General features: G+C 38.0%; 9 protein-coding genes. 2 read left to right on the top strand and 7 right to left on the bottom strand.

The features are described from left to right. Positions 1-52 precede the first annotated feature (52 nt). From QOS01_RS07940 to QOS01_RS07915, 6 genes are all read right to left on the bottom strand, one after another. Positions 53-640 carry a hypothetical protein gene (locus QOS01_RS07940; RefSeq protein ID WP_283621870.1) on the bottom strand — a complete coding sequence of 196 codons (588 nt, stop codon included), beginning with the start codon at positions 638-640 and terminating at the stop codon, positions 53-55. A gap of 200 nt (positions 641-840) precedes the next feature. Beyond that, the gene (locus tag QOS01_RS07935; RefSeq protein ID WP_283621869.1) at positions 841-1,695 is read right to left on the bottom strand and encodes a UbiA prenyltransferase family protein; all 855 of its coding nucleotides are present in this window, start codon (positions 1,693-1,695) and stop codon (positions 841-843) included. Next, positions 1,670-3,304, bottom strand: coding sequence for a 6-pyruvoyl-tetrahydropterin synthase-related protein (locus QOS01_RS07930; protein WP_283621868.1), 1,635 nt, complete (start codon positions 3,302-3,304; stop codon positions 1,670-1,672). The genes QOS01_RS07935 and QOS01_RS07930 overlap by 26 nt, the downstream gene beginning before the upstream one ends. A 486-nt stretch (positions 3,305-3,790) precedes the next feature. Then, on the bottom strand, positions 3,791-4,411 hold the full coding sequence (locus QOS01_RS07925; RefSeq protein WP_283621867.1) for a Wzz/FepE/Etk N-terminal domain-containing protein: 621 nt from the start codon (positions 4,409-4,411) through the stop codon (positions 3,791-3,793). After that, the gene (locus QOS01_RS07920; protein ID WP_283621866.1) at positions 4,401-5,612 is read right to left on the bottom strand and encodes a polymerase; all 1,212 of its coding nucleotides are present in this window, start codon (positions 5,610-5,612) and stop codon (positions 4,401-4,403) included. The genes QOS01_RS07925 and QOS01_RS07920 overlap by 11 nt, the downstream gene beginning before the upstream one ends. Positions 5,613-5,775: 163 nt before the next feature. Then, entirely contained in the window at positions 5,776-7,353 is a 1,578-nt protein-coding gene (locus tag QOS01_RS07915) for a peptide chain release factor 3 (RefSeq protein WP_283621865.1), read from the bottom strand. Between the two features lie 508 nt (positions 7,354-7,861). On the opposite strand from QOS01_RS07915, the gene QOS01_RS07910 reads away from it, so the two are divergent. Both QOS01_RS07910 and QOS01_RS07905 read left to right on the top strand, forming a co-directional pair. Then, the gene (locus QOS01_RS07910; protein ID WP_283621864.1) at positions 7,862-8,638 is read left to right on the top strand and encodes a DUF4422 domain-containing protein; all 777 of its coding nucleotides are present in this window, start codon (positions 7,862-7,864) and stop codon (positions 8,636-8,638) included. Positions 8,639-8,916: 278 nt separating this feature from the next. After that, positions 8,917-10,269 (top strand): LCP family protein, encoded by a 1,353-nt coding sequence (locus QOS01_RS07905; RefSeq protein WP_283621863.1) that lies wholly within the window; start codon positions 8,917-8,919, stop codon positions 10,267-10,269. Between the two features lie 68 nt (positions 10,270-10,337). Here the strand turns inward: QOS01_RS07905 and QOS01_RS07900 are convergent, their stop codons facing one another. Continuing rightward, positions 10,338-12,893, bottom strand: coding sequence for a KxYKxGKxW signal peptide domain-containing protein (locus tag QOS01_RS07900; protein ID WP_283621862.1), 2,556 nt, complete (start codon positions 12,891-12,893; stop codon positions 10,338-10,340). Positions 12,894-12,904: the final 11 nt, after the last annotated feature.

Genomic DNA, 12,904 nt, shown 5'->3' with positions numbered 1-12,904 from the left:
TTGGCATACACCAATCGAGATCTTCCTGCTTAATCTACGTCATTAAATTCGTTCAAGTTATTTCTTGCAATCTGCCAAAATTAATAATATTTTTTGTTTCATTTTCTTGGAGCACTTTGTCTCTAAGATAAAGAAGGTCATACAATTCAGAATTTAATCTAAATAAAGTTCTTTTCTTAAAATCCTCCAACTTACTAATCTTCATATATTCACTGGATATTATACTGGGGATATCTTCTTTATTATAATTATTAAAAATACTTGTATCTATTTCTTTTAGTTTTCCTATTCCAAATACAGTTACATCGTTAATTTCTTCAAGAAAATTAAGAGCTTCTTCATCACCAAGTGTATTGTAAACTTTATAATAAAAGCGTATATCTTCCCCTACTGTACAGTATTGTTTTGATTTACTATTCTTTACAAAATTAGTTAATTTTCTCAAATCATCAAATCTTGAAGGATATATTCTTGTCCCACCTAAATTAATATAGTTACCCTCACTATCAAAATACAAAACATCAAATAACATCTTAAATCCATAATCATTCCAATCGCTGCTGATTAAAACAATGGTGTCTGTGATTGTTCCCTCTTCAAACTTGTCTGTTCCGTCATGAAACTCGATTTTCTTAGCCATAAAGCTCTCCTCAATTACAATAGAATTCTTATATACATATTAATGACTATTTACAAATGCATAAATTTTTCAGTATCCAGTATTGGCTAATATTGGGAATTTACTTATGCTACCTCTAAGATACAAGGATGCGAAGACAGAGCTATAAATAGTTTCACATTCTCCACGTATTCGAAATGCCAGACATCCCTCTCACCGCTTCAATCAACATAAAGGCAGAGCAACAACACTAGTAAAAACAGCAATAGCAAGGCCATTAATGATTTAGAATGTTTTAGTACCTCTGCCGGATCCCCATCTGAACTACCACTCTCAATAATTAAGCAATAATCAGCAACAATAATCATCGCGAGTGGTGATGTATAAACCAACCAAGCACTACCATTAATTGACCATAATGAATAAAACATCAGAGTCAAGCCAATAAAAACATACATAATTTTATCAAGAAATTCCATACTGTAAGCTTTTAAAACTTTACGAGTACTAGTTCCCTTTTTTAACTCATTACGACGCTTTCCAAAGCCTAGGAACATTGATGCCGATATTACCGTCAAAAGCAGAGAATCCGAAATAGTAATGTTTACTAAACCTCCCCCATACAAAAGACGGATAACAAAACCAACTGCAATAATCACCACATCTACCAAAGGAATATTCTTCAAGCCATTGCTGTACGCAATATTCATTATCAAATAAAAAATAGGGAATCCAAATGAGGTCCATGGATTATGGTTAATCCTAGTTAAATAAGCCATCATTAAGAAACTAACCAACAGTAGCCCGACAAGGAATGTAGCAGCGTGTTGTTTGCTTATTTTACCACTTGCAATCGGACGAAAACGTTTTTTAGGATGTCTTCGATCTTTATCAGCATCTTGAATATCATTAATAATGTAAACAGACGAAGCTATAAAGCTGAAAGTAATAAAACCCAATACTAACAAGAAAAGCTTATTTCTATCAAAAAGTTGACCGCCAAAAAATAACGGAACAAAAATTAATAAGTTCTTCACCCAATGGAAAGGCCTAATTAGTTTTAAATACTGTTTCATGAATTTTCTTCTTTCTAGTTATATTACCAATATATATGATCAACACCCCTAGCCAAGATACTAATGAGACAACCAAAGTACTATTATCAAGCACTGAGTTACGATACTTAATAATAATTTGTTTATCATGTTTGGGAACACGAACTTGAATTGTATCTACTTTAGTCACTGTCGGTTTTTCAAAATGTTCATTACCAATCTTTACAAAATCATTTTTATAATAAAGCACTGGCAATTTAACATTGGCACCTGCTTTGATACCGGTCAAATTATACTCTAACTGATTGGGCTTACTAGTTAACCGATTGGCAAAATAGACTTTTTTCCCATCTACAATAGCTTGATGGTTAACCACCGCATCGTTAATTTTACCTTTAACAGCTACTGGGAAGTAATCAAATGCCCCGTTATGCCCATAGTAATAGAACATATTATGCCAATTTTCAGATGTCAAATTGTAATAAGCACCATTCTTTGCTGGATAATAATTTTCTGGAGTAGGGCGTTTGTTCAGCATTGGAACGTTTGCACTTAATCGTTGATTAATTATCTGATGACTAGTTGTAAGCATTAATCCAAAAGTAATTGCTATCACCGCAAGTAATGAAACAATAGTCGTCACCTGATACTTAACTTTTAGCTTGATAATCATATTATTGATAATAAACGAAAGATAAATACAAAGCATTACAGTTGCCAAGCCATTAAGACGAAATGGAAATTGTAAATTGGCTAATGGCGTATTTAAAAAGCCACCCCATGGAAACAGACTAGTTGTTAATACCACTAATATTAATCCTGCAAAATAAGAATATTTTTCTAATACTGGTGCATTTCTTAAATAAGTAAAGCCCAGAAGGACCGTCAGAATTAGCAAAAAGCCTACAGTGTGATCAGGCTCATTATTAATTGAGGATTCAATTACTTGCATTGGTTGTTGAATGAAATTAAATCCCGTCCATGATGCACGTAAATGGTTACCTAACGTTTGTTCAATAAATGGAAATAGATAAAATGCCGTTAATAAAATACTTAGTCCAACCGCTTTAATAGCTGATAACATTCTGGCTCCTTTTTCTACTACATTTCGCCAAAAAATTAATAATGTAATTAATAGAAAAAAAGCTGTTAAAGCAGTCGTTAACATATGTGAATACAGTAACAACGACATTCCAATCGCTAGTAATGGCCATTTCTTTTTATCCCTAAAGAATACTTCATAAAAACCCAGCAATACTAATGGTAAGAAAGTATATGCAATTGACTCTGCTAGTACATTCTGATGAAAAACCAGGAAAAGGCGGTAATTAGCAAACGTGTATAGCAATGAGAAAATAAGCGCTCGTCTTTTTGAACCGGAATACTTGTGCATTCCATAATATGAAATACTAAAAGTTACAAAAGTTTCAAGGATGATATATAAATAAAAAGCACTAATTGGATTGTTTGTAACTAAACGTAACAATACCCACGGATACAGTAATAACCATGGGTAAAAAAAGTTTATTCCACTTCCTACTTGATTAAACGTTGCTGTACTTATTCTTGGAATGAAGCTTCCCTGTTGAATATTTCGGTAGAGTTCTTCCATTCGATTAGCATGAAACATAAAATCCCCCGCCCCTAGGATCATATGTAATCTTGCAAAACTCCAGACATAAGTTATCGATAGTATTAGAAAGCTTATTGTTAGAACTACAACAGTTGTCACTTTCCTTTTCAATTTTATTCTTCTCCTTTTAACATTGCTATCAACTTTAAATATTTGCTTTTATTTGACCTAGTCTTTGAAAAATTAGGACAGAAAAGACGATTAATTGTGAACTTACTTTTTGAAACAAGACATTTCATAGTGATAATTTCTCAGCATTTTTGAATAGCTCAGCATATCACCTGCTTCCACATTAATTTCTCTATAACAATAAGATAGTTATAATAATTCATTTAAAGCTTAAAAGCTTCAAAGCTTCAAATTATAACTCACCCCAAGAATATAAACATCAGTCAATAAAACCATTAGAATTAACTGAACTACCTTAGATCAGTTAGTTAACTACTCATATAGAAAGAGTATTTCAAATCATTTAAAGCATATTTAGATTAACTTAGTCCAAGTAGTTACCGAGAATGCTAATACCATCCCTAATAAGAAACCTACTGCCGCACCAATCAATGTAAATTTCTTAATCGAAGGAGTAGTGACACTTTGCGCATCATCAGCAGTTGCCTTTGCAAAAAGAGAAATCTTTCCACTTGATGGGACTCTTCTTGGAATTTGTTTAGCTGCGGCATCAGTTATAGCGTTAACGATCTTTGATGATGCCTTTGCAGTACCTGCTTTCACACTAACTTCTACCATTGTAGTTTGTGTCACCGGATGTGCTTTCACTATCGTACCGAGCTGCTTTGTACTGTATTCTTTTCTAATATCTTTTGGCAGGCTTCTGTGAGCAGCCCGTGCAACATTATCACTTTTAACAATTTTGGAATATGTACTGCCCAAATTAATGTCAGCTTGAACTTCCTCATTGGCAGCATTTCCCCGGTAAGAACGACTAGTCATTAAGTTTCGAGTAGATATATAGTCAGTATGCTGCTTATGCTTTGCATACAAGCCACCTAAAAGTCCAAATAGTAGCGTTGCAATAACAATGACTACAATATTATGCCAAACAATTTTTGAAATATTTTTTAAACTGATCTTATTATCTTGCATTTTTATTCTCCTTATTAAGACTACTGAAATAACTATTAGATAGCAAAGCTAGTAGGAATGGATTATAAATTATTTGAACGATATGCGGTTCAAACATAAAGCTTAATGATGAAACTAAAATTATCGCTGAGAGGATAAATGTTTTTCGTACTGTGGACCTTATTGCAATAAAGGTTAAACAAATAATTACGATAACAAAGGCCAATAACCCCCATAATAAAATTAGCCGGATATAGGAAGAATCGATGTAAAAATAATTATTTTGCATACCGCCACTAGCTAATTTTTCTAGTTTCTGTCCTTTTACACCAGCAAATGAATGCTCAACAATTGATCTTCCTAAAAGATTTAGATCATACCTTTTAAAAGCCTGTCGGCCTAATTCTAGTCGACTTGAAAGTAAAGTATTCACTTTGTAAAGGAAATGATTAGAAGAGTTATAAAAATACGAAAGGAAAATTATAATCGTTGCTGAAATTGGGGTAGCCATCCACCAAAAAGAAGCAATTATGTTTGACAATCTCTTCCCCTGATAAGCCCGCTGAGCAATAACCATCACAGGTATTATAATCAGAGTTGCCAAAAAGTCTAATCTAGTATTGGTAAGCCACATGCAGATAAAATCTCCTATAGTGATTAGCAGATAATCAACTATATTTAGCCTACCAAACTTTAAGTAGCAATATGCAAGCGCTAGGAACAAATAGTGCGCCGCAAGAACCGATGGATAGAGCATACCGAGGGAATATCTCGTTGGCCTCATTTTAGAATAATACACAAGATTAGGGATTATTTTAACTAAAGAAAAAATCATAACTGTCATTATGAAAAAGACGGTTACGTAAAAATACCACCGGATAATATCCCTAAAATTAACGTTTTTGGCTCCAATAATAAAAGGAAAAATTATCAATAGGTCAGAATAACGAGCTGTTCGCCAAACTATTAAACCAAAAATTAGGAAAATTGAAATTACCAAAAGTTCTTTCTTTCTCCACTGATCCAACACAAAAATCTTAAATAACAGTAATGGCAACGAAATATAAGTAAATATTCTTAACCAATGACTGCTAATTATCGGTATAAAAGTCGTTTCGCTCAAAAGCGTAGGCAAAAAGTAAAATAAAAAGGCAATGAGATATACTTGACGACCATTAATGGGATAATCCCAAATTTTCGTCCAAAAATTGTCTTTTTTCAATTTGCTACCTCCTTTCTCAGAAGAATTGATTGAGTTTACTAATTCTTAGTTGCGTATTACGCTCAATAAATATTGTTAGGTGTAAAGGTAGCTAAAAAACAGGAACATTCTAGCATATAGCATTTAGCTAAAACAAGCTGCTTAGCAACCACTATCACATCACTTACAGTTTAGTCGTCAACTTAACATCCGGATACTTCTGTTTGAACCAGTTCTCAGCAAATTGGTTTTCAAACAAGAATAGTGGCTGGTCATGAATGTCCTTAACCAGAATATTCCGCGACGAAGACATTTTTTCGTCCAGCTGTTCTGGGTCAATCCAACGAGCGGTCTTGTGGCCCATTGGTTCCATCACAACATCAGAGTTGTATTCATTCTTCATCCGGAATTTGAAAACTTCAAACTGCAGTTGACCAACGGCACCCAAAATATAGTCATTCGTCGTGTAGGACCGGTAAAGCTGCACTGCCCCTTCTTGAACCAGTTGGTTAATCCCCTTGTGGAAGGATTTTTGCTTCATCACATTCTTAGCCGAAACCCGCATAAACAGTTCTGGCGTAAACTGTGGTAGCTTTTCAAACTTAATGTCCTTCTTACCGGTGTAAATTGAGTCACCAATCTGGAAGTTACCAGTATCATACAAACCGATAATGTCACCAGCACAAGCCTTTTCCACATTTTCCCGGGTATCAGCCATAAACTCAGTAACGTTTGAAAGTCGCAACGGCTTCTTAGTCCGCTCCAGGGTGACGTCCATCCCCCGGTCAAATTCACCAGAGCAGATTCGCACAAAGGCAATCCGGTCCCGGTGACGTGGGTTCATATTCGCCTGAATTTTAAATACAAAGCCAGAAAATTCGGGGTCAAGCGGCTTTACAATTTCACCGTTTTCCGTCTTGTGTTCCCCCGGTGCAGGAGCAAATTGCAGGTAGTTTTCAAGAAAGGTCCGGACACCAAAGTTTGTTAAAGCAGAACCAAAGAATACTGGTGTTTGGTCCCCCTTGGCAATTTTCTCCCGGTCAAGCTGGTTTCCGGCAACTTCCACAAGCTCCATTCCATCCAGGGCATCCTGCCATTCACCATCCCCAGCTAACGGGTTGTCCCCTTTGACTTTACCGTCTTCATCCAATGGAAGGTAGGGATTCTCTGGATCGGCTGGGTGTGTTAGAGCAACCCGATGGTTAAAGCGGTCATAGATTCCCTTGAATTGATGACCAGAACCAATTGGCCAGTTCATTGGGTAGGTTTCGATTCCTAACACGTCTTCAACTTCATTCAACAGGTCCAATGGATCCCGGGCATCCCGATCAAACTTGTTCATAAAAGTAAAAATCGGAATTCCCCGCATCTTACAAATCTGGAAGAGTTTCTTGGTTTGGGGTTCAATCCCCTTGGCACTGTCAATTACCATGACGGCTGAGTCAACGGCCATCAAGGTTCGGTAAGTATCTTCGGAAAAGTCTTCGTGTCCAGGAGTATCTAGAATGTTAATTCGTTTACCCTGAAAATCAAACTGCATAACGGAAGAAGTAACGGAAATTCCCCGCTTCTTTTCAATTTCCATCCAATCAGACTTGGCAAAGTTACCGGTCTTCCGTGCCTTGACGGTCCCGGCTTCCCGAACGACACCCCCGAAAAGAAGGAGCTGTTCGGTAATTGTCGTCTTACCCGCATCTGGGTGGGAAATAATAGCGAATGTCCGCCGCTTGTTTACTGCTTCAGCAAGTTGTTTTGATGCCATCAAAAATTTTCCTTTCATATTTTAAATTGCGCAATATCTTTTATATTTTAGTATATTTAATAGATACTAGCAATGTTACCATTATTGTGGCAGTGGATGGCGTTTCTGCTTAACACCTTTAAAAGTGAAGCCAAATGATTTATATTGTTTCCCTCCAGACTTTCAGTCAAAAAAAATCGACTTTATTTTGAGTTACTAAGTCTAAGTTCGCTGAGTGTCAATAAACATACAAACAGATGTACAAGTCCCAGTCAATTCATAATGATTTTACTCATATACGTTTCTCACTGGTAATGATTGTTATAATGCTTCGAGTCGTAGAAGAGTACAACAATATAGGAACCAGTGGCTTCATCATAAAAACTGTAATCTTTAAAGGTGGAGGATGCATAGTGATTTAGAATTTTTAACAACTATCTCTAATACTAAAATGACATTCTAGTTTTTGGCTTTTTATATGGAATGATATATAATTAGTCATCAGCCAATACATAAAGGAAGATATAGAATGACAATGTATGTAATTACGCACAAGAAGTTCAATTACAATTTGCCTCAAAATTATAAGGCGCTATTAGTAGGCGCAAATAAAAACTTCAATCCTGATAGTTACCTCACTGATAACACTGGTGATAATATTTCAAATAAAAATAAATCATATTGTGAATTAACTGGCCTTTATTGGATGTGGAAAAACACTTCTGATGAAAACATTGGTTTATCTCATTATCGGCGATTTTTTTCGAAATTCCATCATCGTAAGTATCTTGATTTTTCGGTGCTTTTAACTGGAAAGGCACGTCCAATAAACGAATCGGTATTGGAACAAGAATTATCTACTGCTGATTGGATTGTTTCGCAACCAGAAAAAGGGGGGGACGGTACAATCGGCCAAAATTTTGCTAAGTATCACCACGCTAAAGATTTAAAAATTACTAGGGAAGTACTTCAACAAAAGTATCCTGAATTTGTAAAAGCATTTGACAAAACGATGTCAATGGAACGTGCTTCTTTTTATAACATGTTCTACACTACACGTGAGAATCTTAATGATTATTGCAAGTGGCTTTTTGATATACTATTTGAAGTGGAACAAAGGGTTGATATTTCCTCATATAGTGAGTATCAACAACGACTTTTTGGATTTCTTGCGGAGAGATTATTGAATGTCTACATATGTTCAAAGCATTGTAACGTTACCTATCACGCAGTTTATCAAACAAATGTTATGAGCCGTAATTATGCATGGCACCAATTTACGAAAAAAATCAAAGGATTTAAATAAAAATAGTATAGGGAAAGATGACCCAGGTATTATTGAAGCGCCTCATAGATTGTTAGAAGAGTTCTAGCAATCGTGAGGCACTTCCTTTATAAATGTTCCTATTTTTATAATTCACCAAATATCGTATCATTTTAGATTATTTATGATAATTGAATGTTGTAAATTATTTATAAAACAAATTGTTTACAGAATGTTTAAGCTACTAGTATGTTATTGAACTATTACCCGCTTTTTTGCTATATTAGTAACGTTAGAAATAAAATCGAGGTACATTTGCTATGGATAATAACAACAACGAACGCGAGTCGCGCGAAGAATACCGAAAAAGATTAGAGGAACAAATTTACAAAAATGCTCACGAAGAGGAGCAATCTGAACGTCCCCACCACGAATTTCATTATCACCACCATAAAAAAACCAAAGTAGATCGACCGACTCCCCCGCCTGTGCCAGAGAAGCACCACTTCCACACGCCGAAATGGATGAAAGCCCTAATCTGGCTACTCATTATCCTGGTCGTTGGTGGTGGTTTCTACGAATACCACAAGGTCCACAAGATGGCTACTGGGGTCTTCAGCGACGGTGATGGTAAAATCAGCAAAAAGCTCCAGCAAGGAAAACCGGTTTCTGTCCTAGCCATGGGAACTGATGTTGGGGCCCTCCATCGAGGCAACGCCGGTGGAAACACCGACTCAATCGAACTTTTCACCATTAACCCCAAGACACAGCGGATTACTATGACTAGTATCCCGCGGGATACTTTAGTCCGCGTCAACACCGATGATGGTGCGGACTACGTTAAAATCAACGCAGCCTACTCCATCGGGGGACCAAAGCAGACTGTTAAGCAAGTCAGTGAGCTACTTGACGTGCCAATTGACTACTACGCGGTTATCAACATGGGAGTCCTCAAGAAAGTTGTTAACTCCCTTGGTGGTGTCGAGGTTGATAACCCGTTCGCCTTTACCTACGAAGGCCACCACTTCAAGAAGGGTAAACAACATCTAAACGGTAACGAAGCTTTGAAATACTCGCGGATGCGGTACCAAGATCCAAACAACGATTATGGCCGACAAAAGCGGCAGCAACAAATCTTATCTAGTGTTATTAAAAAGTTCAAGAAATCGGGCTCTATCAGCTCTGCTAACAAGATCATGGATGCTGTCGGGGATGGCGTTAAAACCAACATCCCAATTGACGATATTGCAACCCTGTACGGTAACTACCACAGTGCCATGAACAGTGTCACGACCTACCACTTCCAAGGTCAAAACGCCATGATTGACGGGGCATCTTTCCAGATTGCTAGTCCAAAGGAAATCAACCGAGTTTCTAAGCTGGTTCGCAAGGAACTTGGTCTGAAGCCAAAGAAGGTTGTTAACCACGAAACAAAGATGTATAAGTCACAGCCAAACTACAATGGCTATAACAAGACTGACTTCATTCTGCCAGGTGGTGCCTCTTACAATGATCCTGGTAGCGGTAACGGCAGTGACTACGTAACGAGCGGTAGTCGTCACCACTCCTCTTCGGATGATGACAGTGAAGATTATTCATCATCACAAGCTAGTCCTCGTTCTTCGTATGAAACGGGTTATTACCGTTCAACACAAACTCGCTACGGTTATTAGACATACTAAAAAAGGTTCATTCAGCAACAGGCTGAGTGAACCCTTTTTGTTACCTCTTATTCAGTTTTCTAAGCCCTTTTGACGAGTTGGCCATCCTTAATCATGAAACCAGTATTAACCTGGTCATCAGCTACTAATTCAGCTGTCGGATTACCATCCTTGGCTTCCGTGAAACGCAGGTAAAGCTGAAGGCCTTCGTTAGTCTTCTTATCAATGTTGATACCCTTATTCAACTTGAGATTAGCATTAAATCCGGAGATTGCACTGTTGTAAATTGTTGGAAAGGCTTCAGCAACGTCAGAACGTGCCTCTAACTTCACTTCCGTTCGGCCAAGTTCTTGCCCCTTGTCGTTTACCAAGATCAAGTATGGGTGAACGTCCTTCATCGCCATTGTAGCGTTGCTTGCCATCCAACCAGTAATCTGGTAGCTACCATCCTTGTTTTCAGTGAAACTATCAATGTTTGAGGCGTGCTGGCTAGGATTAATCTTGATAACATCTTTAAACCAGTAATCTGTATATTGACTTGAGTTGTTTGGATCAATTGCGTACCGGCTAACTAAAGTATAGGTTCCCGGTTTAAACTTCAAATTATCAAAGCTAGCCGTAAAGCCAGAATTACCGGCAGTCTGGATTCCCTTGAACGCTGCAGCTACGTCCGGACGCTCATCATTAGTAACTTGAACCCGATCAACCTCATTGTTATTACTATCTAAAAGGATCAACCAGTGGTTGGATTCTAATTCTGACATATCGTTAGCGTGCCACCCCTTAACCTGGAGTTTGCCATTGCTAATATTAAAACTATCTAGGTTACCAACATTTTCACGGTTAGGATTAAACGTCAGGTGCTTATTAACGAACCACCAGGTAACATTAGCACCGGTGCCCCCATTACCTTCATTACTGGTTGAATACCGACTAATCAGTGAGTATGTGTGGCCAGGTATCAAGACAACTGGGTCAAAGGAAGTGTCGAAGCCAGAGTTACCTGCTGTCTTGATTGATGGGTAGGCCTTAGCTACATCTGGACGCGCAATGTTATCAACGAGTTTTGCAGCAACTTGTTTTTTGGTAGTGTTATCCCACAAAATCAGGAAGTGATTTTGGGTAACCGTTGACCAGTTAGTAGCGTTCCAACCAGCAACATGAACACGACCGTCCTTAAGCTCAAATGCATCCAGGAAGCCTTCAATTGTTGTACTCCCCTTAATTAATTTTTGAGCGGGGAACCAGTAATCAATATATTGTCCCTCACCATTCACCATATCGTCACTATAGCGGCTAACTACCTGTAAACTGTCAATTAAGTTAACACCTTTAAGACTGAAGACGCCCTCAAAGCCAGACTTATCGGCATTTAGGATGCCTGGATTTACCTTAGCTACATCTGGACGCTCCAAGTTAGTAACTCTTTGCCGACTAACCTCCTTATGGGTTGTAGCGTCAAATAAGATTAACCAGTGGTATGGGAAATTAAGAGACTGACTAGTGGCGTTCCAACCACTAACCTTTAACTGATTATTTCCATATGTTTCAAAACTGTCTAAATAAGCTTGATTAGTGCTTGGCTTAATTTCATATAGATTAGGGAAATAGAAGTCAACAGCCGGCAGTTTATTGTCTCCCTTCGGATCTGCTGTCCAACGAGATATAATTTGGAGCAGGTTGCCGACCTTAATCTTACCCATATTCAAAGTAATATTGGCATCGAAGCCAGACTTGGTAGCATTCCAGACATTGTATGCTTTGGCAACGTCAGACCGATTACTTTGAGCGGTATCGACTTGATAACGACCGACCTCTTGACCATTATGCAGAACAATAATGTAATGGTACGGTTTACCTTTGCTATCATTAGTGGCATTCCAACCAACCACATGGAGCTGGTTATTAGCAATGTTCGTAACATCTAGCGAACCAAAATTACCTTTAATACTTAAATCAACATTCTTGTTACTCTGGTCACCTTGGTCGTCGGTTGGCTTTTTACCATTATTATCTTGTTGGTTGTTCTGGTTACCTTTATTATCATTGTTTGGGGTACCATTGTTGCCACTCGGCTGATTTCCCTTATCGCCTGGTTGGGTGTCCTTGCTACCCTTATTCTCATTGTTTGGGGTACCATTGTTGCCACTTGGCTGATTTCCCTTATCGCCTGGTTGGGTATCCTTGCTACCCTTATTCTCATTGTTTGGGGTACCATTGTTGTCACTTGGCTGATTTCCTTTATCGCCTGGTTGGGTGCCATTATTACCCTCATTGTCATTGCCTTGGGTACCATTGTTGCCACTCGGCTGGTTTCCCTTATTATCTTGTTGGGCGTTTTGGTTACCCGTCGGTTGATTACTCTTGTTACTCTGTTGAGTATTCTGAGTTTTATTTATTGTCTGCTGGCCAGCCTGTCCCTGACTAGTTTGGTCATCGGTCTGATTATTAGTTGCCGCTTTATCGGTAGCAGGTGTCGTCTGCTTAGCAGCTTGGGTTGGCTGCGTAGGCTGCGCAGTATCAGCATTTGCCGATGGGCCATAAGCCATTCCCGCGGTTAAGGCAAGGGTGGCAACTGCTGCTGAAACCCACAGCTTTCCGCTCTTGTACATCTTGTAATGCTTTTTCGTTTCCATGGTTATCCTCC

This window comes from Limosilactobacillus avium (genome assembly GCF_947381485.1).
In the GTDB taxonomy this organism is placed as follows: Bacteria; Bacillota; Bacilli; order Lactobacillales; family Lactobacillaceae; genus Limosilactobacillus; species Limosilactobacillus avium.
The sequence above is the reverse complement of the archived record's forward strand: the minus strand, read 5'-3'. Positions and strand labels throughout refer to the sequence as shown.